This window comes from Bacillus pumilus (assembly GCF_003431975.1).
Lineage (GTDB): Bacteria > Bacillota > Bacilli > Bacillales > Bacillaceae > Bacillus > Bacillus pumilus_N.
The window spans coordinates 1795071-1815915 of the sequence record NZ_CP027116.1 but is presented as its reverse complement, the minus strand read 5'-3'; the positions used below and the strand labels follow the sequence as shown (position 1 = coordinate 1815915).

Annotated in this window: 21 protein-coding genes, 2 pseudogenes and 1 riboswitch; of the genes and pseudogenes, 15 read left to right on the top strand and 8 right to left on the bottom strand. The window is 37.3% G+C overall.

Annotated features, from left to right (window positions below):
- The first annotated feature begins 285 nt into the window (after positions 1–285).
- From C5695_RS09235 to C5695_RS09215, 4 genes and pseudogenes are all read left to right on the top strand, one after another.
- Positions 286–687 (top strand): MerR family transcriptional regulator, encoded by a 402-nt coding sequence (locus tag C5695_RS09235; RefSeq protein WP_117730470.1) that lies wholly within the window; start codon positions 286–288, stop codon positions 685–687.
- A 33-nt stretch (positions 688–720) separates the two neighbouring features.
- A complete protein-coding gene (locus C5695_RS09230) occupies positions 721–1647 on the top strand; it encodes an alpha/beta hydrolase fold domain-containing protein (protein ID WP_117730469.1) in 927 nt (308 codons plus the stop codon).
- Between the two features lie 245 nt (positions 1648–1892).
- Positions 1893–2165 (top strand): DUF2651 family protein, encoded by a 273-nt coding sequence (locus tag C5695_RS09225; protein WP_117730468.1) that lies wholly within the window; start codon positions 1893–1895, stop codon positions 2163–2165.
- Between the two features lie 264 nt (positions 2166–2429).
- Positions 2430–2554: pseudogene (locus tag C5695_RS09215) on the top strand (choline esterase); the annotation flags it as partial.
- Positions 2555–2610: 56 nt separating this feature from the next.
- Here the strand turns inward: C5695_RS09215 and C5695_RS09210 are convergent.
- The 3 genes from C5695_RS09210 to C5695_RS09200 form a co-directional block, all read right to left on the bottom strand.
- Positions 2611–3201 carry a DUF421 domain-containing protein gene (locus C5695_RS09210; RefSeq protein ID WP_117730467.1) on the bottom strand — a complete coding sequence of 197 codons (591 nt, stop codon included), beginning with the start codon at positions 3199–3201 and terminating at the stop codon, positions 2611–2613.
- A 273-nt stretch (positions 3202–3474) separates the two neighbouring features.
- Entirely contained in the window at positions 3475–4812 is a 1338-nt protein-coding gene (locus tag C5695_RS09205) for a TrkH family potassium uptake protein (RefSeq protein WP_117730466.1), read from the bottom strand.
- Positions 4813–5020: 208 nt separating this feature from the next.
- Complete coding sequence (locus C5695_RS09200; protein WP_117733059.1) at positions 5021–5218, bottom strand: hypothetical protein; 198 nt, start codon at positions 5216–5218, stop codon at positions 5021–5023.
- A 227-nt stretch (positions 5219–5445) separates the two neighbouring features.
- On the opposite strand from C5695_RS09200, the gene C5695_RS09195 reads away from it, so the two are divergent.
- The 3 genes from C5695_RS09195 (at position 5446) to C5695_RS09185 (ending at position 7658) form a co-directional block, all read left to right on the top strand.
- Complete coding sequence (locus C5695_RS09195; protein ID WP_117730465.1) at positions 5446–6096, top strand: helix-turn-helix transcriptional regulator; 651 nt, start codon at positions 5446–5448, stop codon at positions 6094–6096.
- Positions 6097–6107: 11 nt separating this feature from the next.
- Positions 6108–6482 carry a RidA family protein gene (locus C5695_RS09190; RefSeq protein ID WP_117730464.1) on the top strand — a complete coding sequence of 125 codons (375 nt, stop codon included), beginning with the start codon at positions 6108–6110 and terminating at the stop codon, positions 6480–6482.
- Between the two features lie 72 nt (positions 6483–6554).
- Positions 6555–7658 (top strand): threonine synthase, encoded by a 1104-nt coding sequence (locus tag C5695_RS09185; RefSeq protein WP_117730463.1) that lies wholly within the window; start codon positions 6555–6557, stop codon positions 7656–7658.
- Positions 7659–7770: 112 nt separating this feature from the next.
- Here C5695_RS09185 and C5695_RS20465 read toward each other — a convergent pair.
- A pseudogene (locus C5695_RS20465) lies at positions 7771–7914 on the bottom strand (flavoprotein); the annotation flags it as partial.
- A 272-nt stretch (positions 7915–8186) separates the two neighbouring features.
- On the opposite strand from C5695_RS20465, the gene C5695_RS09180 reads away from it, so the two are divergent.
- The 3 genes from C5695_RS09180 to arsC are packed head-to-tail and all read left to right on the top strand — an operon-like array spanning position 8187 to position 10279.
- On the top strand, positions 8187–8534 hold the full coding sequence (locus C5695_RS09180; protein WP_117730462.1) for a metal-responsive transcriptional regulator AseR: 348 nt from the start codon (positions 8187–8189) through the stop codon (positions 8532–8534).
- Positions 8535–8546: 12 nt separating this feature from the next.
- The gene (locus C5695_RS09175) at positions 8547–9845 is read left to right on the top strand and encodes an arsenic transporter (protein ID WP_117730461.1); all 1299 of its coding nucleotides are present in this window, start codon (positions 8547–8549) and stop codon (positions 9843–9845) included.
- Between the two features lie 14 nt (positions 9846–9859).
- Entirely contained in the window at positions 9860–10279 is a 420-nt protein-coding gene (arsC, locus tag C5695_RS09170) for an arsenate reductase (thioredoxin) (RefSeq protein ID WP_117730460.1), read from the top strand.
- Positions 10280–10503: 224 nt separating this feature from the next.
- Here arsC and C5695_RS09165 read toward each other — a convergent pair whose 3' ends face one another.
- The gene (locus C5695_RS09165; protein ID WP_117730459.1) at positions 10504–11052 is read right to left on the bottom strand and encodes a recombinase family protein; all 549 of its coding nucleotides are present in this window, start codon (positions 11050–11052) and stop codon (positions 10504–10506) included.
- Positions 11053–11263: 211 nt separating this feature from the next.
- On the opposite strand from C5695_RS09165, the gene C5695_RS09160 reads away from it, so the two are divergent.
- Positions 11264–12724 carry a SulP family inorganic anion transporter gene (locus C5695_RS09160; RefSeq protein ID WP_117730458.1) on the top strand — a complete coding sequence of 487 codons (1461 nt, stop codon included), beginning with the start codon at positions 11264–11266 and terminating at the stop codon, positions 12722–12724.
- A 14-nt stretch (positions 12725–12738) separates the two neighbouring features.
- On the top strand, positions 12739–13158 hold the full coding sequence (locus C5695_RS09155) for a universal stress protein (RefSeq protein WP_117730457.1): 420 nt from the start codon (positions 12739–12741) through the stop codon (positions 13156–13158).
- Positions 13159–13233: 75 nt separating this feature from the next.
- Positions 13234–13292, top strand: a riboswitch (Fluoride riboswitch).
- Between the two features lie 352 nt (positions 13293–13644).
- Here the strand turns inward: C5695_RS09155 and C5695_RS09150 are convergent.
- On the bottom strand, positions 13645–14364 hold the full coding sequence (locus C5695_RS09150) for a DUF421 domain-containing protein (protein ID WP_117730456.1): 720 nt from the start codon (positions 14362–14364) through the stop codon (positions 13645–13647).
- A gap of 853 nt (positions 14365–15217) precedes the next feature.
- Positions 15218–16294 carry an isocitrate/isopropylmalate dehydrogenase family protein gene (locus tag C5695_RS09145; protein WP_117730454.1) on the bottom strand — a complete coding sequence of 359 codons (1077 nt, stop codon included), beginning with the start codon at positions 16292–16294 and terminating at the stop codon, positions 15218–15220.
- A gap of 183 nt (positions 16295–16477) precedes the next feature.
- Here C5695_RS09145 and C5695_RS09140 point away from each other — a divergent pair, with 183 nt between their 5' ends.
- The 3 genes from C5695_RS09140 to C5695_RS20795 all read left to right on the top strand — a co-directional run bounded on the left by C5695_RS09140 (position 16478) and on the right by C5695_RS20795 (position 18348).
- A complete protein-coding gene (locus C5695_RS09140) occupies positions 16478–17650 on the top strand; it encodes an MFS transporter (protein ID WP_117730453.1) in 1173 nt (390 codons plus the stop codon).
- 193 nt (positions 17651–17843) lie between these two features.
- Complete coding sequence (locus C5695_RS09135; protein WP_117730452.1) at positions 17844–18179, top strand: hypothetical protein; 336 nt, start codon at positions 17844–17846, stop codon at positions 18177–18179.
- 43 nt (positions 18180–18222) lie between these two features.
- Positions 18223–18348, top strand: coding sequence for a hypothetical protein (locus tag C5695_RS20795; RefSeq protein WP_008343787.1), 126 nt, complete (start codon positions 18223–18225; stop codon positions 18346–18348).
- A gap of 57 nt (positions 18349–18405) precedes the next feature.
- On the opposite strand, the gene parC is transcribed toward C5695_RS20795, so the two are convergent.
- Complete coding sequence (gene parC, locus C5695_RS09130) at positions 18406–20844, bottom strand: DNA topoisomerase IV subunit A (RefSeq protein WP_117730451.1); 2439 nt, start codon at positions 20842–20844, stop codon at positions 18406–18408.
- Between the last annotated feature and the right edge of the window lies 1 nt (position 20845).

Sequence of the window (20845 nt, the reverse complement as noted above, 5' to 3'; positions counted from 1 at the left end):
TTCACCTCTATGATTGATTTAGAAGGAGGGGGATCATTTAGCTCGCCACTCACTTCCTTACAAACCCATTGTACAACTTCAACCTTAACCTGTATTAATCCAAACCTTACAGCAACCTTAAAAATTTAAACTGCAAAACGAAGCCAGAAGATCTCAAATCTATCTTCATCGATTCACTCATTTGACATCAAAAGATCGCAAATAAATTTTTCGTCTTGACCTTGAAGCATGGTTCAACCTTTATAATGTAAATATAGGAAGACAAAATAAGAAAAAGGAGTAACGATGGAGTTGATGACCAGAGGAGAGCTTGCCAAAAAAACAGGAGTCAGTCCTGCCGCAATTCGTTACTATGAAGAGCACAACATATTACCTGCTCCAAACCGTCATTCGAACGGATATAGATTCTATAGTGAAGATTACGTTGTGAAAATTCAATTGATCAAAGATGCAAAAACATTAGGGTATTCATTAAAGGAAATAGCTGAAATTATGAAAATGCTGAGTCAAGATATAGAACTTGATACACTAAGAACGATTGTCCATCTGAAACATGAAGAAATTGAAAGGAAAATTAAAAGCCTTCGTCTGATTCAAGACCTTTTATCCAACTTATTAAAGACCCCTGAGAAAGAAGTACAAGTCTACCTTGAATCATTTCGTGTGCCAAATCAGGATGATCAATAAACCTATTGATATTGAGTTAAAGGAGAGAAAAAAATGAGTATAGACATTTTTAATGGCAAACGTTCTGAAGAAAGTATTCAATTTGAAACATTATTCGCTTCTCAAAGTAATAAAGAGAGCTTCTCGAGTATCGAAAACACAAAAAAATTTCTTGATCAAAAAGGAATTGAAAATACGCAGCCTTATGCCATTGGGAATGATGTGAAGTTCATTAGTGAGATAAAAGAACAGACATTGCAAGGCATGCAAGTGTTCACATTAAATGACCAAACGTCACCGAAACAAAAAGTCATTCTATATATACATGGCGGCGCGTGGACAAATCAGCCTTTAAATTTCCATTGGTGGTTCATGGATCAATTGGCTCAGTCACTAGATGCGAAAGTAGTGGCTCCTATTTATCCTAAAGTACCTCATTATAACAACCAAGATACGTATCCAAAACTCCTACACCTATATAAAGACATTCTGAAAACTGTTGAAAGTGCCAATCAATTGACGATCATGGGAGATTCAGCCGGCGGAAATATCTCACTTGGTCTAGCACACCTTTTAAACATGGAAGGACTAACGCAGCCAAAGGATATCGTGTTATTATCTGCATGTGTTGACATGAGCATGAGCAACCCTCTTATGTTTGAATATGCTAAAAAGGACCCGATTCTAGGTCCTGAAGGAATGGAAGTCATTACAAAAATGTGGGCAGCTGATCAAAGCGTCACTGATCCATTGATTAGTCCTATTTACGGTGACTTTAAAGGACTTGGCAAGATCACTCATTTTATTGGAACACATGATATGTTATACCCAGATGCCATAAAGCTTGACGAGAACCTAACAGAACAAGGAATAGACATATCAACCTTTGTTTATCCCGAAATGCTGCATGTGTTCGTTGTGATGCCAATTCCAGAAGCAGCAGACGCTCTTAAGAAAATCATTCAAGTGATCAATCGTTAGGGATTCTTCAGTTTACACCTAAAAATGCCGAATGCTCTGATGTAAATAGACGAAAAGGCTGCTTACTTGAAAGCAGCCTTTTTCAACTCAACATGAAATACATTCAGAATGTCAATTCACCACAGAATAAACTTTCCTTAAATGCCAATTTTTGTTTACATCGTGCGCATTTCCTATTAATATAATGATTGTTCGCTTTTTCAATGGATGTAAACAAATGGCTGGTTAGTAAAGGAGAGTGAATGATGAGTGTTTCCTTTCTTCAACCTATGGCTCTGATCTTATTTACATTGCCTTTATTATTTTTGATTTGGGGGATTGTAGGCTATATCATTTTTAAGCGGGTCTACGTCGTTTTAATGATTACATTTGTAGCTTCAACTGTTTTTATCTTTGCCTATACGGGGTTTGATATGTCGAATATGTATTGGGTCATCGCTATGACCTTTCTATGCATGTGTACCTCTGTCATCACAAAAATCATCCGATATATGGTTCATCGCTATAAAAAAGGATAAGAAGAAGCTTATGTGTGCAAACATAAGCTTTCTTTTTGTTTTCACGTGCAGATACCTTTTCAACATATAGATGGTTTTTGGATGTTGGTGGAATACATGCCGAAAGGTCACATCCCGTAAAACGAACACCATCAAGGGTGCAGTTTTCAAAATTGGCGATCAGCTTTTGTTTGCCATTTCCCTCAAAGGTGATATCCACTAGAAGAGAATTGACTGCATTTATGTACTATCCATCTGATATGGTAGATTCCATCAACGTACATGTCATTAGAGATGCGAAATCTTGTGACAGACTATACGAAGATTTTTTTGATCAATACATTTTGGAAAAGGCTGCATATGTTGAAAGCCTGTCATATGACGGCGTGGACTTAATCAAAAAGCAGTAACAAGTGAGATAAAAAAGAAGCTGTCATTATCAACAATGTTGTTTTTAAGTAACAACCTACTCTAAATGTTTAGGTACGGTATCTGTGTTTTCGCTTATGATTTCAGTGAAAATTGGATCTTGTGATTGATTCTCATGATTCACCAGGCTGCCATTTTGAATAAACTGAATGAGGTTTTGAATATCTTCCTTTGTGGCAGGCTGCTTTTCTGGTTTTAAAGCATATCCTAATTGTCCATTAGATTCTAACGTCGCATATTGAACATCACCGATGCTCGAAATACCTGCTTGGCGTAATCGTTCCTCTAATTTATCAACAGGTAATCTAAGACTTTTTAAATGACTTTCGATTAATGTGCCATTTTCAATCACTAATACAGCCTTACCAGAAATGATTGTTTCTGCATTGTCAAATTTAATTTGAATCAGTTCGGTGATAATGAGACAAAGCACTAAGAATCCAGCTATAACAAAAGTACTCCAAAGTCCCTGATTAGCAACAGGTTGGATCAACAAGGTGCCAAGAGCAATCATCATAACTGTTTGGGGAATCGTCATTTGAGCTATTGTTCTTCTTCCACCTATTCTTAAAATCATCGTTCCTACAATAAATATAAGAAGTGTTTTCCAAATTAATGTTACATCCATCGTGAGAACCCCTTCTTCATTTTTTCTTATTATGTGATCTGTTCCATGATTCATGTATTTTTTATAGACACATCAATGAAAAAAGTTCGAATGAAGTATAAGGGACTTACATTTGGGTGTCTCATCAGTATTAAAATCTATCATTCATTCCTTTTAATGTAGATAAAGTGAGAAATCTATTATTGTAAGTTTTGTATAACGATGAATATATTCAAATTATAAAAAGTAAATGGATTCACCGTTGATAAAAGTGAATCCATTTCTATATCCATATTAACCTACAAATACTTCTCCCTCCGGATAACGTATTGGGCTTTTGGTTCGTCTCATAAAGATAAATACAATGGTCAGAGAACCTACTCTGCCAATAAACATCAGAACCGACAGAATCACCTTACCTAAAAACGTCAAATCCGGTGTCAACCCCATAGAAAGCCCTACTGTCCCAAATGCTGAGAAAGTTTCAAAAACAATATCGATGAAAGGAGCTTTTTCAGTCATTGTCAATAAAAAAATGGTGATAAACACAAAACATAAACTAATAAAGCTGATTGCTAACGCTTTAATGACCACATCATGCTTAATAGTACGTCTATATATCACGGGTTCTTTATTTCCTTTAAGAAAATGGTGGACAGAAATCAAAATGATTATCATCGTGGTTAACTTAATCCCGCTTCCTGTTGACGCACTCCCAGCACCAATAAACATAAGGAACATCATAAGCGTCAAAGAACTCTCGTGCATATGTCCTATATCAAGAGAATTAAATCCCGCGGTTCTAGGTGTCACAGCTTGAAAATATGATGCCCAGAATTTATCAAGAAGACTCATCGGACCTAAAGTATGCGGATTGCCAAATTCCATTAAAAATATGAATAATAGCGCAATACCATTTGTAATGAGGGTTCCTATGATCATAAGCTTTGAATGGACGGATAATAATTTGAATTTCCGTTTATTCCAAATATCAAAAATCACAGTAAACCCGAGACCACCAATGATAAACAGAAAGCTGATCGTTAGGTTAATCAGTGGATCATTGACATAGTTCATCAAACTATTTGAAAAAAGAGAAAAGCCTGCATTATTAAAAGCAGATATGGCATGAAATAAACTAATATAAAACCCTTTTAAAAGACCATATTCAGGTATCCATCGAAATGATAATATACATGTGGCCAATAACTCGAATGTCATTGAAAAAATAAACAATACCTTGACAAGACGTACAATCCCACCAATATTTGTAAGATTAAAAGCTTCTTGAACCAATAATCTTTCACGAAGCCGAATCTTTTTGCCAAGTAATAGGATGACCATGACGGCTAAAGTTAGAAAACCAAGTCCACCAATTTGGATCATCAGCATAATGACTATTTGTCCGAACAAAGTAAAGGTTGTTCCAGTATCGACTACAGCTAAACCTGTAACAGTTGTTGCTGAAACAGCGGTAAAGAAAGCATCAATAATGGAAATAGATTTGACTGTAGAGACCGGTAAAGATAAAAGGAATGATCCAATGATAATAACTGTCAAAAATCCAAACATTAAAATTTGGGGAGGAGTTAATTTTATTGGTTTTTTTAAAAAATGATCAAGTTTAAACATTTCCAAGCCTTCTTTCGAGCACATGAAATTTTAATGTTATTATATAACGAATAGGGATACGATTGTCTATATATCATTAGTTTTTGTTTCCATTATCTTCATTTTAATAGATGGGTGTAGTAGATCAGCCATGTTGAAATCAATGGCTTATTTTTGTTTATTTAAGATGTTCAAACATTTGATCAATCTCAAAAAAATAAATACGATATCATTTAGTCAAGCGATTGAATCGTTTTCGAAGAACTAGGCATGAGACAGCAAATACTGCGAAAGCGCCTGCTGATCCAGCAGCAAACATGAGCTCATATTGTTCTAGTTTGGATTTGAATAACAAAGGGACAGAAAGAATGAGAGCAGCACCACTAAAGCTCAATCCTAATATCAACATTGCCAATAATTTATTCATAGAAACACCCCACAGACTTAGCATTGAAACATTGGAAACCAACTGATAAAGAATCATGTTAAGAATAGACATCCTTATCAGGCTGATTGAAGTAAGATTACATTACTTTTTCGACAGAACATATTTGTGATCTTATAAACATCATAACATATAAAAAAATCTATATATTGTTTTTTCGTATAAAAAAATATACAATTTAGTGGAATAAGAAAATGAGGTGCTTAGGCATGGAACATATTAAGAATTTATTAGAGAGTTATATTCCTTTAGCAAAATCTACTGCAAAAATGTTTGGACCAAATTGTGAAGTGGTGATTCATGATTTAACGAACCCTCAAGCATCTGTCATGTTTACAGTAAATAACCATGTGACAGGAAGAGAAATCGGTCAATCATTTGATCACCTAGTAAAAACTGTATTGCAATCAGAAGATTTTAAAGAAGATTATCTTGCTGGTTATACATTTGTAACAGAAGATAAGCGTACGATTCGCTCCTCGACTTCATTAATACGAGATGATAAGCAAAAAGTAATTGGTGCTTTCTGTATCAATTTTGATGTTGAAGCACTGAATCAAATGCAGCAATTTATGGACACGTTTCTTTCTACACAAGTTGAAGTTCAAGAAAATGAAACAACATCAAATAATGATCTTGAAAATGTGGAAGAAATAGTAGATCAGTTGATTCAACAGATCATACAAAACAGTGTTCATCCAGTCATGAAACGTCACGAGAAAATTGAACTCATTAAATTCATGGATGAAAAGGGCATTTTTTTAATGAAAGGATCTGTTGAGAAGGTCGCATCTATGTTAGGCATTTCCAAAGTCACCGTCTATAGCTATTTAGATGAAATCAAACATAAATCAAGGTAAGGAGTGTCAAAATGGAAAGCATACTCGAGGTAGGAAATCTAAAAGCAAACGGACACTATGCATTCGCAACCATTCATCAAAACACGGTCTATGTTTCAGGACAATTTGCCATCAATCCCGAAACGAGAGAAAAAGAATTCGGCTCCATTGAAGAAGAGACATTACAAGCGCTTAAAAATGTAGAGATGATTGTAGAAGCTGCAGGTAGTAAAAAAGAGAAGATTTTGCGCATGACATTATACATTTCAGATATTCATTTATGGGACAAAGTCGATGCTGTTTATACTGAATTTTTCGGTGAACATAAACCAGCACGTACGATTGTACCAACGAATGAATTACATTTTGGCTTCAAAATTGAAATTGATGCTATTTCATATATTTAAGATATTTTTTTGCCTATGCTATATAAAAAATTATATAGCATATAAAAAAATATTCGAAGGGGTGGATGATTGATGAATCAATTGATTTGTCACCATTGCGGAAAAAAGCATGAGATGACACCAACGCTATGGAAATGTGATTGTGGCGGAGTATTAAATTTGGTGAAAGATACCCCGAAAATAGATATCGCAGCTTGGGATCACTATCCAAATTCATTATGGCGTTATGTTGAAACCATGCCATTTTCAAAAGGTTCTAAGACGTGGGAAACTGTCACAATGGGGGAGGGTCAATCCCCTTTAATCGTTCTAGGTTCTAATGAGCCAAACACTTATGTCAAAGTTGATTACATGATGCCGACACTATCCTTTAAAGACCGAGGAGCCGCTGTTTTGATGACAAAGGCTAAGGAATTAGGGGTATCAAAAGTGATTGCTGATAGTAGCGGGAATGCAGGAACGGCGATTGCAGCTTATGCAGCACGCTGCGAGATTGCCTGTGACATCTATCTAAGCGATGACACTTCACCTAAAAAGGTCGCTCAAATAAAAGCACATGGTGCAACGATTAAAGAAATTCACGGGACGCGAGAGGACATTGCAGCTGCGGCACAAAAGGCAGTAGACAATGAAAACGTGTTTTATGCAAGCCATGTCTATAATCCTTACTTTTTTGAAGGTACTAAAACATACGCCTATGAAATCTATGAGCAACTAAATGGATCACCTGATGCTTTAATCATTCCGGTTGGAAACGGAACTCTTCTCCTAGGTGCATATTATGGCTTTAAAGAGTTATTTGAAAATGGTCTCATTCATAAAATACCGAAAATCGTTGCCGTACAAGCGAAAAACTGTGCACCTCTTGTGAAAGCTTATCAAAACGCGGAGGAATCAGCATCACCTGTGACGAATAAAGGAACCTTAGCGGAAGGGATCGCCATTGCTGCTCCAGCACGCTCCAAGCAAATTTTAGAAGCTGTACAAGAAACCAATGGGACGTTTATTGATATTGAAGAAGACGAAATCCTGAATGCACGATCTACACTGAGTGATAAAGGATTTTATGTCGAAGTGACATCTGCAGTCAATTTGGCTGGCTACATGAAATATCAAAAGAAACCAGAAGAAACCATTGTCATACCTCTTTGTGGTGCAGGGATTAAATCAAAATAACCCTATTAGAATTGTCTCTCCTTAACATATAGAAATTAAGCAGGTCCCAAAACGAGACTTGCTTTATTTAATCATTAATACAACAAGACATTTTCACAACAGATAGAGCCTACTCATAACCGGTGGCTAATAAAAAAGCAAGTGCGCTTCCATAACTTTTGGAACCAATGATATGAAAGTTTGTATCTGGTTGTCTCAGTTCTTTTTCACCATGTGGTCGTACAGTACCACAGCGGTGCATGTTAAGATTAATTATTCCAGAACGCACTCTATTGAAGAGAATTCCCTTACTAAATGGCTTAATCTAATACCTAATTGACCTCTTGCGGGCAATCGATCATTGGTTTTCCTCCAAATACCTCACTAATAATCTGCTTTCTTAAAATCCGTATAATTTCTGTAATTTTCATGAGAATAAATTTTTGTTTAAATTCATATAATTGATTGATTATATAAGCTTTCGGTTATATACTGTTGGAAGAGTTGATAACAGGAACCGCCACCTATCTTTAAGAGAGGGGAATCATTGTGACTACAGATGTTTCAATTGGTGTGACACATATGTCGAATTGTTTAAAAACACTCAGTGATCAAACAAGACTGATCATGATGAAATTGTTTTTGGAGAAGGAATATTGTGTTTGTGAACTGGTAGATATGTTCGAAATAAGTCAACCAGCTATTAGTCAGCATTTACGAAAATTAAAAAAAGCTGGATTTGTCCATGAGAACAGAAAAGGGCAGTGGCGTTATTATTCAATCAATACACTGTGTCCAGAATTTGAAACGATTCGGATCATCTTAAATCAAATTAATAAAGAAGATGACCTTTTAAAAAGAATACAACAGAACGCAACAAACATTTCTTGTTCGTAAGGAGGGATGGGTTTGAGTTTTGCCGTTTTATCATTACTCATATTTTTGTTCACTTTGGTATTGGTTATCTGGCAGCCAAAAAATTTATCCATAGGGTGGTCCGCATGTGGAGGGGCCATTTTAGCTTTAATCGTAGGTGTTGTGAATGTTGACGATGTGATCACCGTGACAGGCATCGTTTGGAATGCGACTTTAGCTTTTGTCGCCATTATCGTCATTTCACTCATACTTGATCGAATCGGCTTTTTTGAATGGGCAGCATTGCATATGGCAAAGGCTGCAAAAGGCAGTGGGCTACGTATGTTTGTGTATGTGACCATCCTTGGTGCAATCGTTGCTGCTTTATTTGCAAACGATGGGGCAGCACTTATTTTGACACCCATTGTTTTAGCCATGGTGAGAGCATTACACTTCAATGAAAAAATTGTATTCCCTTTTATTATCGCGAGTGGGTTTATTGCAGATACAACGTCGCTTCCTCTTGTCGTAAGTAATTTGGTGAACATTGTAACAGCCGACTATTTCAACATTACGTTTATTGAATATGCATCCAGAATGGTTGTTCCAAACCTTTTTTCATTGCTAGCGAGTATCACTGTGCTGTATCTTTTCTTTAGAAAGAGTATACCAAAACGCTATGATATGACTGAGTTAAAGCAACCTAGTGAAGCAATAAAAGATCCAAAGATGTTTAGTTTATCTTGGTATATATTAGCTTTTTTGTTGATTGGTTATTTTGCAAGCGAATTTTTATCTATACCTGTATCGGTCATAGCTGGAGTGATTGCCATTTTATTCTTGGTCATTGCACAAAAAAGCCCTGCTGTTCAAACAAAAAGCGTTCTAAAAGAAGCTCCCTGGGCGATCGTATTCTTTTCCATAGGTATGTACGTTGTTGTCTATGGCATGCGAAATGCAGGGCTTACTGATGCTCTTTCAAGCGTGATTCAAGCTGTAGCAGATCAAGGTTTATTGGCAGGGACTCTTGGTATGGGATTTATCGCAGCGATTCTTTCATCTGTCATGAATAATATGCCGACGGTCATGATCGATGCATTAGCCATATCCGGTACCGATACACAAGGAATGATGAGAGAAGCGTTAATATACGCAAATGTCATTGGTTCTGATTTAGGACCGAAGATTACACCCATTGGCTCCTTAGCAACACTACTATGGCTCCACGTCCTTTCTCAAAAAGGTGTGAAGATTTCCTGGGGGACATATTTCAAAATAGGGATCATTTTAACTGTACCAACACTATTCATCACACTTTTAGCTTTGTATTTCTGGCTATTGATTATACATTAAAGGAGACGATCAACATGTCAAAGAAAACAATATACTTTTTATGTACCGGTAATTCTTGCCGCAGTCAAATGGCTGAAGGTTGGGCTAAAAAACACCTTGGTGATGAGTGGAAGGTTTATAGCGCTGGTATTGAAGCTCATGGATTAAATCCGAATGCTGTAAAAGCAATGAAAGAAATAGGGATTGATATTTCTAATCAAACATCTGACCTGATTGATCAGAAGATATTGCATCACGCTGACTTAGTCGTAACACTATGCGGTGACGCAGCTGATAAATGCCCGATGACTCCTCCTCATGTCCAACGTGTCCATTGGGGCTTTGATGATCCAGCAAAAGCAGAAGGAACAGAAGAAGAGAAGTGGTCATTTTTCCAAAGGGTAAGAGATGAAATTGGAGATCGATTGAAACAGTTTGCTGAGACTGGAAAGTAACGTGAAAGAACATTCGAGATATTCATAAGTGTCAACAAAACTTGGGCTCACCTCATTTGGTGACGCAGTTGCTCTTTTAGGATATTTCAAGAAGAGAATGTACGCAGAAGAAAAATGGTTAAAAAAGTTACGCAGATTTAACTTATGTCAATGCAAATAGAACTTAATTTGATGAAAGGGAGGGTTCCGATCAACGAACCCTTTTTCATTTGGTAAGAGTAAGATCACCCTTCATCCTCTAAATATCTGTATAGAGTTGTTTTACTTATACCCGTCTCGAGTGTAATTTGAGCGATGCTATATTTTTTACTTTGATACATTTCTAATGCTCGCCTGACATTAGCATCAGGCTTTCTAGGGCGACCTGTATTTTTTCCTTTTCGTTTAGCTTCATAAATACCTGCCTTAGTACTCTCGCTTAAAACATCATATTGAAAATCTCCAACACTCTTCATAAGCTTAAAAAACACTTTACCTTCATTTGTTGATGTATCTACTTGATCAATGATAGATATTAATTGGACATGCTTCTGCTGTAGTAATTGAACTAATTCAATTAGGTGTCGTGTAGAATCAGCAATACTATAAAATTTATAAACAAATATTTGATCTCCCGTATTTATAGAATGTAATAAATGATTTAATTCAGGTCTATCTTTAGGAGATATTGTTTGTTCATAATAAATCCTATCACACCCTTTATTTTCAAGAGCTTTTGTCTGTAAAGTCATATCTATATCCTGGCTAAATGGACGTGCATAACCGAAAATCACTTTATCATCTCCAAAGAATTTGCTTATTGTTATTATAACAAAAAATCAATACGATTCTTTCTCAATGATATACAGTACCAAAAAAGATCGTTTTTGGCACAAAAAATGATGGACATTTAAATCTTGGTCTGTTAAATTTGAAGATGTTATCAACGGACCTGACTTCTATGAGAGTTAGAAGTCAATAAAAAAAGAAGGAGTGTTCTTTATTTTGTTCATACAAAAACTTCATAATGAATGGTTTCCCAATGTAAAAGGAGATATTTTAGCAGGGATCGTTGTTGCCCTTGCTCTAATACCAGAGGCTATTGCTTTTTCAGTAATAGCAGGTGTAGATCCAATGGTTGGACTTTATGCATCTTTTTGTATCGCCGTTGTCATTTCTTTTGTAGGCGGTCGTCCTGCAATGATTTCTGCTGCTACGGGTGCTATGGCCTTGTTAATGGTAACCTTAGTGAAAGAGCACGGTATTGAGTATTTATTTGCTACGACAATTTTAACCGGGATCATCCAATTCATATTTGGTGCACTTAAAATTGCTCGCTTTATGAAATTTATACCTAGATCGGTTATGGTAGGTTTCGTAAATGCACTTGCCATTCTAATCTTTATGGCACAGGTGCCCCATTTTGTTGGAATATCGAACCTCACTTATATCGCGGTTGCGGTTACGTTACTCATTATTTATTTACTTCCACGGTTCACTAAAGTGGTACCTGCTCCACTTGTCGCCATTGTTGCAATGACTGTTTTAGCTATTTTTGGTCATCTCGAATTAAGAACTGTAGGCGATTTAGGTAAAATCACAAGTTCTTTACCGAGCTTTATGATTCCTAATATTCCTTTAAACATTGACACATTGATGATCATCTTTCCAACAGCATTAGCACTTTCTATTGTTGGGCTTCTAGAGTCTTTATTAACCGCATCTATCGTAGATGATATGACAGATACAGAAAGTGATAAAAATAAGGAAAGTCGTGGTCAAGGTATTGCTAATATTGTTGCCGGATTCTTCGGAGGAATGGCAGGATGCGCCATGATTGGTCAATCAGTGATTAATGTGAAATCAGGAGGTAGGGGACGCTTATCCACATTTGTTGCAGGTGTTTTCTTAATGTTTCTCATTATCGTCCTTGGTGATTGGGTCGTGAAAATTCCTATGGCTGCTCTAGTTGGTGTGATGATTATGGTTTCTATTGGTACATTTGATTGGTCATCATTACGAACAATTACTAAAGTTCCTTTATCTGACTCTATTGTAATGGTTGTAACTGTAGTTACAGTTGTAGCAACTCACGATTTGTCTAAAGGTGTTTTTGCGGGAATCATTTTAAGTGCTATCTTTTTTGTAGCCAAAATATCAAAGGTTCATGTGCAAATCTCTTCAAACTCTTCAAATCGAGAAACAGTATACGATATTAAAGGTCAACTATTCTTTGCATCAGTTCAGGATTTTGTTAAATCATTTTCTTTCAGTGATCAACAAAAAGAAAAAGTCACATTAAACTTTGCTGAAGCCCATATTTGGGATGATTCAGCTGTAGCAGCAATCGATAAAGTTGTATTAAAATTGAAAGAAAACAATAAAGACGTTCTTCTAACAGGATTAAACGACGCCAGCAAAAAATTAATAAAGAAATTAGCCACCTATGATCAGCCAAGTCATTAATGAGGGGGATGGAAATGTATAAAAAAATACTTTTAGCTGTGGATGGTTCAGTCCATTCTGAAAGATCAACGGACCATGCAATCCAATTAGGAAAATTAACGACTGATACAGAAGTAGAGATCATTTATATTTTGGATTATGCTAAATCTAAAAGTGAAGTGTTGCATAGTGGAAGCGTAGAGGCACTAGAGCAAGCTAGAAGACAGAAACTGAAAAAAATAGAGGGAAAATTCAAAACTGAAGAATTCCCTTATAAACTAACGATGAAACATGGTGATCCCGGTCCAACAATCGTTTCTTATGCCAATGACAATCATTTTGATCTAGTTATTATAGGGAGCAGAGGATTAAACTCCTTTCAAGAAATGGTTCTAGGAAGCGTCAGTCATAAAGTAGCCAAAAGAGTGGACTGTCCAGTTTTAATTGTGAAATAAGGCAGAGGTAGAAAGTAGAGTTTCATGTTCTAAAATACTTGAAATAAACTTAAAATAATAAAATATTAAAGCATTAAATATATAGGCGATGGAGTTCGCGTAATTGCCATCGTGCTAATGACTCCTACCCACTTTAAAAATGGGTAGGAGTCTATTTTTTTGCCTAAGTAATTAAAGGAGATGATATGAATTGATTTATTTCTTAGTGGGGACAGGCTTTATGTATTACTTAGTTTATTTGGGGGACTTAGGAAGTCATTAGCATTCGCAGGCTGGCGAAAGAGGTAGATGATACACTTAGCGCATGTTCGTACTCCGGTACCATAGACTTTTATACTTCGTATGGGATGAACCCTTTTTTGGTTGTTGCACCAGCCTGCCTACAATATCTGTTGCGTTGATCTAAGCGCAGCTTTTTTGAAACTTTTAGCTGGGTCATATTTTCTATTGTCTTTTCTCGGCTTTATTATACGAAAAAGTCACAAACTAATGATTTATCTCCTGCTTAAAATTTTTGTAGTTACTATTTAATGATACATGCAATTCATGGTTCGCATTAACTGATGCAAAAAAAATATCAACCATTTTCAGGTCTTTTTTCTGTAACTCCTGAACAAGCCACTGTTCGGTTAAATGTAACTGAGTGAGAACTTGATTTTCTATGTTACCTTCAATAATAACAGGATAAGCAATGTTTCCAGATACTTTTTTAATTCCTACATCCTCTGCCGTAACAGTAGATTTATGAGGTTTTTTAAAAGCAGTTAGTTTCCCATTTGGTTCGATTAAGGCTAATTCTACATCATTTACATCAAAAATATCTTTTTCTCTTAACATTTGTAAGACATTATCTAAGGAATATCGGATTTTTTGTAAATTTTCTACAATAAAATCACCATTTCGGATGACAATAGTTGGTTCAAATGTAATCAGTCGTCCAAAAAAACGATTTTTTAATTTAAATTTCGACACAATGATTTGTAATAATCCAATAGCTATTATTGATAAAAATGTATATATATGAGGAATATCCGGATCAGCGATATCTGCCCCTGCCACGGCACCTAGTACAATAATGATCAAGAAATCAAATACAGGCACTTCTCCTATTGCCCGTTTTCCCATGAACAATGTCATAATTAAAAGACAAGGGATGATAGTGATGATCCTTCCATATACCTTTAAAATTTCTATAAACGTTTCCATTATTTATTATCTCCATGGTATCCAAGCGCAAGTTCTCTATCTGCACCCTCTATAGAAGAGGTGATAATCGGAATTATCAATATGTTTTTCGCCTTCATTCACTCAACCACCTTACTTTATTTTTGGATGATAGGGGAAGAGTTCTTATTTTATGGTTAGATTGTTTTTTTATCACGGTAAATTGATACATTTTTTCAAGTAAATACACTTTGATATTAGAAGGTACACGGACGAAACCAGACCTGACTATTATGGAGAGGTCATATGTCAATTAGAATACTTATCCGACCCATGAGTAACTCCTGTATTCGAAGCAGAAGACTCCAAACAGATCTAAATCGAGCTGAAATCACCCCAGAATGGTGGGGGATATATCAAAGTCTCTATGCTACAGCAACAACAGATAAGGTGTTAAAACGATATGACTGAGGACATCATGTTTGATTTAATATTAGTTTACATAATATATATTCTAGGAAGTTAAACAGCGGATGAATTTTCACTGTCTCATTATTAAGTATACTTATCTTATTGAGACAAAAAAGAAAAAAGAAAAAATCCAGCATTATTTGTTAGGTTTTGATTCATCAATATATTTATTAATTTTTGTAGAATTCCCGTCAACTACCACATTTGCTGGAACGCTTTTTGTCAGATACTATGACAGCGTTGTCGCCAAATGTGACATCTGGATTAATAGCGCCCAAACCATAGTTCACTGGTCAGTGTCTTTTGCAGTCAAGCGGGTGTCCACCTATATAAATATGTACTTTCGGGTCTAATACACACAGTGGTGTCCAATCGTGATTTTGCAAACGTCTAATAACACTGCATCTTGATCTTCTCCTCCCTTCTATTTATTCTGGTTCATCACTTCGATAAATGCATCAGTGAATTGTGACGTTGTGTTGATTCCTCCTAAATCCTTTGTTTTTATGTTCATTTTCATCATCTCATCTAGGGTACGTCTTATAAGAGCAGCTGTCTTTTTCAGCCTGTCGTCATGATATTTCACATATAACCATTCAAAAAGCATAACTGTAGAAAGAATCATCCCCATGGGATTGGCGATATTTTGCCCAGCGATATCTGGTGCTGATCCATGAGCTGCCTGTGCCATCGCTTGGTTTTCATTACAATTTAATGAAGGGGCGATTCCTAAACTTCCGACTAGCTCCCCTGTTAAATCCGATAAAATATCCCCAAACATATTCTCTGTTACAATGACATCAAAATCACCAGCACGTCTCACTAAATGAGCCGCCATTGCATCGATATGTACATCTTCTACTGTTACTTGAGGGTATGCCTTTGCCACCTCTAGGCATGTTCGCAGAAATAAGCCAGATCCTAATTTGATGACGTTTGCCTTGTGAACTATGGTCACCTTTCGCCTGCGATCCATTGCACTTTGAAAAGCAGCATGAGCGATACGTGTAATCGCTTTTTTAGTAAACACACCTGTCGATATCGCGACCTCTGGCGTAATCATCCATTCTCCAACGCCATGATGCATGTTCCGGTCTGGATAAAAGCCTTCTGTATTCTCTCGAAAAATAACGAGATCGACGTTTTGCACAAGTCCATGTATTCCGGGTAATGATTGAGATGGTCGAATGTTTGCAAATAAATCAAACGTATGACGAAGCTCTCCACTCGGATTTCTTCTCTCTTTCAATCTCTCTGGGTATGAGGAGGAATCATGAGGTCCTAAAATCCACCCATGGCATTTTTTTAATTCTTCTATAGTAGATGGCGGTACAGGATCTTGGTAAGCATGGATGGCTTCAAAGCCAATTGGACATTCAATCCATTCTACAAATGACTCCTGAAAATTTGATAGCGCTGCCATTAAGATGCGCATATTGGATTGTACAATTTCTGGCCCAATCCCGTCTCCTTTTAATACACCGATGCGATATGATTTCATCCTTTCTCCCCCTTTGTGTTTATTTTACCGTTTCATCAGAAGAATTGTGAAGGTATGTTATCTTTTGAACAGAATTGAAGATGTTCCACCCTCAAGTTATTTACGAATCAGCCAGTCTCATTTATAATCGAGTAGATTTGTTCAGCAAGCAGATACATCTTTAAATGTGAGGGATTACATGACATGGAATTAAAGTGGTATAAAGCGATCATCATTATTTTCACAATGTCTGGTATCTCCATCTCTACATGGTTTTCACGGACACCGGAAGTCAGAGATTTATTACAAGCGAATACAGGAACGATGGGTCTTATTTTACTTGGCTTATCCGTTGGTTCAATTGTTGGGCTTGTTCTTTCAAATGTATTTGTCCGAAAAAAAGGCGGCCGCGTGGCCATTATCATCAGTGCGTTTTTGATGTTCTTTGGATTTACCACTCTCGCCATTGGGTCAGCCCTCTCCTCTATCTTTGTTGTCACTGCCGGCCTATTTCTTTTTGGAGCTGGCTCAGGTATGTGCAATGTGGCGATGAACCTGGAAGGAACTGAAATTGAATACAGGATCAAGAAAACCATTTTGCCCATCTTGCACGCTTCCTTTAGCATTGGCACTTTAATCGGGGCAGGGGCTGGCATTCTTTTTATCCATCTAGGGGTCTCTGTGTTGAATCACCTACTTGTCATTGCCCTTCTTTTCTTTTTTAGCATCTTGATTTGTACCCGGTTTATCCCCCACGGTACAGGAAAGGATCAGCACGAGAAACAGCCAGATACAATCAATGATACTCAAACCGCGTGGCTGAACAAACGAACGGTCTCTCTTGCCATGATCGCCTTATGTCTTGCGTTTGTCGAAGGATCTGCCAATGATTGGATTCCACTTGCGATGGTGGATGGCTATCAAGTTTCACATTCCATGAGTACAGTCATCTATGCTTTATTTTTATGTGGAATGATTAGCGGCAGACTGATTAGCGGACGTTTGATCGATCGTTTCGGCAGAGTGTTATTGCTGAGAATTGCCATTTTATCAGCAGCTACCGGACTGTTCTTGGTTATTTTAAAGATTTCACTTGTTGTCTGTATGATATCGATCTTTTTATGGGGACTTGGCGCTTCTTTAGGCTTCCCGCTAACCATTTCTGCAGCTGGCGATGACAGCCGGTACGCGGTCAAACGCGTCAGCATTGTGACCTTATCAGGGTACACAGCCTCCCTATCTGGCCCGCCAATATTAGGTCTGCTCGCCAATCAAGTAGGACTGCTTCACGCCTTTATTTTTGTTCTTTTTGCCATATGTATAGCAGGAATCTTTACGAAAGCTGTCGCAAAACCTCATTCATTGCAAGTTCACTAAAAGTGTCTGATCCTCGATCATGGCACTTTTTTTAAATTTAAAAAATAAATTGAAACCTTTCATGAAGTGAAATAGTCCTATAAATGTCCTGATGTTTATCGCTTTTTTAAAGAGGGAAAGTAAAAAAATGAGGCTTTTCAAATAACAGAAAACGTGGTAAGATCATGAAAATAAACAGGAAGGGGTGAGAAAAATGAAAAAAAATATGCTGCTAAAATTAGCTGTCTTATTCATAGCACTTGCAAGTTTTCATTTGTTCTCAATGCCTCATTCCGTTCAGGTATACCATCATGCAAAGGTGGTTGCTGATCAAGAATCACATGAAATGAAACTCGTCCAGACAACGGGCGATGAAAAGAAACAAAAACATGTGAACGCAGTATTTGCCGCATTTACAGCACTGCTGATGATAGGCAGTATAACAGCTGGATTTGCACGCATCACTCATACTGATCATTATGACCGGAAAAAGAAGCATTTACTTGCAGTGTTTTACCAGTCTTCGTATTTCCGACTAGCTCGTGTTTAACCCAACCATCTAAATCAAAACAAAAATTGGGAGGTTTTACACGATGTTATTTTTCTTAAGAGTATTCATTTTAGGTCTATTCTCTGTTACTTCACTTTCACTTTTCGTCTACCAAGGAATTGAAGTAGTGCACGCCATTACAAGCATGTTTGGCAACCACGAGAGCTAAAAAATGGCCCATATATAAAAGGAACCCCCTGGTTTATCGCAGGGGGTTTTCGTTTGTTTATTTATTATCATCTGGTGCAGATTCAGGTGTTAAAAGAACATGAGTGACTTCTCCCTGCTCTTCCTCATCTACAATAAATGATCCATTGCTATAGCGGTCATTCGCTCTAAGAGTAGAGATGTCAAGCGGAATCGTTGCACCCTTCTCCATATCAATCTCTAGAGTATCGTGCAGAGATGCAGCAATCACAGCCACAATACGGTGAGGATTTTTCTTTAATTCTCTTAGCATCAGAACTCCGCGTTTTGCTCTTGATGTTTTATCAAATTCAGAGAGGTTCATTCGCTTCACGGCCCCTCTTTGTGTCGTCAGCACGAGGACATCGTTCTTTGGATCAATGATCTGGCCAGAGACTACTTCGTCCCCATCCTTCAAGTTGATTCCTTTGACACCAGCCGCTCTCGGACCAACAACACTTACTTCTTCTTCATCAAACCACAGTCCATAGCCATTTTTCGTCGCAATAAACAATTCCTGCTGACCTGTTGTCACATGAACATCTACGAGTTCATCGTCTCCTTTTAAATTCAAGGCGACAAGCGGTTTCGAATAGCGCTGCGCTTTATATTGAAGAAGCTCTGTTTTCTTCACCATTCCGCCTTTTGTAAAGAACAGAAGATACGACGTTTCATCAAATTCTTTAATTGGAATGGCTTTTTGGATTGATTCATCACGATCAATTGAAATGATATTCGTGATATGCTGCCCCATGTCTTTCCAGCGTATATCTGGCAGCTGATGAACAGGACAATAAATGTAGCTTCCTTTATTCGTAAACAATAGAAGGACATCCGTTGTATTCATTTCAAACTGATGAATTAGACGGTCAGTATCCTTCATGCCAAAGTCCTTACCGTTAGATGCGGCATAGGAGCGCTGGCTTGTCCGTTTGATGTATCCATCCTTCGTGACCGTGACGTAGACATCCTCTGATGCGATCATCACTTCAAGGTTAATCTTAATTTCTTCGATTTTTTCCTCAATGACAGATCGTCTCTCATCTGCATATGTCTTTTTGAGCTTTTTCAAATTGTTTGTAATGACCTTTAGCAGTTTTTTCTCGTTTGCTAAAATGTCTTCAAGCTCTGCTATACGTACGTCTAGCTCTCTTGCTTCATCTCGTAATTGCGTAATATCCGTATTCGTTAAACGGTATAACTGGAGAGAAACAATCGCTTCTGATTGAGCTTCTGTAAAGTCATATTTCTCCATCAAGTTGTTTTTCGCATCCCGCTTATCATTAGATGAGCGGATAGTAGCAATGACTTCATCTAAGATCGAAAGCGCCTTAATCAATCCATCTACAATATGATGACGCTCTTTTGCTTTTCGCAGCTCATATGTTGAACGATTTGTTACGACTTCTTTTTGATGGGTAATATACGCATCCAGTACAGTCGTCAGCGTCATTAAGGTTGGTCTACGATTATGTATCGCCACCATATTAAAGTTATATGGGATTTGCAGATCTGAGTTTTTATATAAGAAATTCAAGACACCATTTGCGTCTGCTTCTTTTTTTAGCTCTACTACGATTCGAAGTCCTGTTCGGTCTGTCTCATCGCGAACCTCTGAAATTCCTTCCACTTTTCTTTCAATTCGGAACTCGTCCATCTTTTTGACGAGGTTGGCTTTATTCACTTCATAAGGAATTTCTGTAATCACGATTTGCTGACGTCCACCGCGGATAGTTTCAATCTCCGCTTTTCCGCGAATCATAATCTTTCCTTTTCCTGTTTCATAAGCCTTCTTAATCCCATCTACCCCTTGAATGATACCGCCTGTTGGGAAATCTGGACCTTTGATGACCGTCATTAAATCCTCAACCGTACAATGCGGCTGTTCGATTCGTTTAATGACCCCATCAATCACCTCTCCCAGGTGATGCGGCGGAATATCAGTAGCATAACCAGCTGATATTCCTGTTGATCCGTTCACAAGAAGGTTTGGAAACATCGCTGGTAATACAACTGGCTCTTTGCTTGTATCATCAAAGTTTGCGACAAATTCGACGGTTTCCTTGTCTAAGTCTTTTAAAAGCTCTGAAGCAATGGCAGACAGCCTTGCTTCCGTATAACGCATAGCAGCAGGCGGATCTCCATCAATACTCCCATTATTCCCATGCATCTCAATCAGCACATTTCGTACTTTCCAATCCTGGCTCATTCTCACCATCGCTTCATAAACAGATGAGTCACCGTGCGGATGATAGTTACCAATGACGTTACCGACTGTTTTCGCCGCTTTACGGAAGTTTTTATCCTGCGTGTTTCCTTCTGCGTACATCGCATATAAAATTCTCCGTTGTACAGGCTTTAGTCCATCTCGCGCATCTGGAAGCGCACGATCTTGGATAATATATTTACTATAGCGACCAAACCGGTCTCCGATTACTTCTTCTAATGGTAAATCATGAAATCGTTCTTGTTGTGCCATG

Excerpts from the sequence above, each read along its gene's own strand:
- C5695_RS09210 (WP_117730467.1), bottom strand. The coding sequence starts at position 3,201 with ATGGATGTAACATTAATTTGGAAAACACTTCTTATATTTATTGTAGGA.
- C5695_RS20795 (WP_008343787.1), top strand. The coding sequence starts at position 18,223 with ATGTTATTTTTCTTAAGAGTATTCATTTTAGGTCTATTCTCTGTTACT.
- C5695_RS09200 (WP_117733059.1), bottom strand. The coding sequence starts at position 5,218 with ATGAATAAATTATTGGCAATGTTGATATTAGGATTGAGCTTTAGTGGT.
- C5695_RS09145 (WP_117730454.1), bottom strand. The coding sequence starts at position 16,294 with ATGAAATCATATCGCATCGGTGTATTAAAAGGAGACGGGATTGGGCCA.
- C5695_RS09195 (WP_117730465.1), top strand. The coding sequence starts at position 5,446 with ATGGAACATATTAAGAATTTATTAGAGAGTTATATTCCTTTAGCAAAA.
- C5695_RS09140 (WP_117730453.1), top strand. The coding sequence starts at position 16,478 with ATGGAATTAAAGTGGTATAAAGCGATCATCATTATTTTCACAATGTCT.
- C5695_RS09235 (WP_117730470.1), top strand. The coding sequence starts at position 286 with ATGGAGTTGATGACCAGAGGAGAGCTTGCCAAAAAAACAGGAGTCAGT.
- C5695_RS09190 (WP_117730464.1), top strand. The coding sequence starts at position 6,108 with ATGGAAAGCATACTCGAGGTAGGAAATCTAAAAGCAAACGGACACTAT.
- C5695_RS09135 (WP_117730452.1), top strand. The coding sequence starts at position 17,844 with ATGAAAAAAAATATGCTGCTAAAATTAGCTGTCTTATTCATAGCACTT.
- C5695_RS09150 (WP_117730456.1), bottom strand. The coding sequence starts at position 14,364 with ATGGAAACGTTTATAGAAATTTTAAAGGTATATGGAAGGATCATCACT.
- C5695_RS09230 (WP_117730469.1), top strand. The coding sequence starts at position 721 with ATGAGTATAGACATTTTTAATGGCAAACGTTCTGAAGAAAGTATTCAA.
- C5695_RS09205 (WP_117730466.1), bottom strand. The coding sequence starts at position 4,812 with ATGTTTAAACTTGATCATTTTTTAAAAAAACCAATAAAATTAACTCCT.
- C5695_RS09225 (WP_117730468.1), top strand. The coding sequence starts at position 1,893 with ATGAGTGTTTCCTTTCTTCAACCTATGGCTCTGATCTTATTTACATTG.
- arsC (WP_117730460.1), top strand. The coding sequence starts at position 9,860 with ATGTCAAAGAAAACAATATACTTTTTATGTACCGGTAATTCTTGCCGC.
- parC (WP_117730451.1), bottom strand. The coding sequence starts at position 20,844 with ATGGCACAACAAGAACGATTTCATGATTTACCATTAGAAGAAGTAATC.
- C5695_RS09185 (WP_117730463.1), top strand. The coding sequence starts at position 6,555 with ATGAATCAATTGATTTGTCACCATTGCGGAAAAAAGCATGAGATGACA.
- C5695_RS09155 (WP_117730457.1), top strand. The coding sequence starts at position 12,739 with ATGTATAAAAAAATACTTTTAGCTGTGGATGGTTCAGTCCATTCTGAA.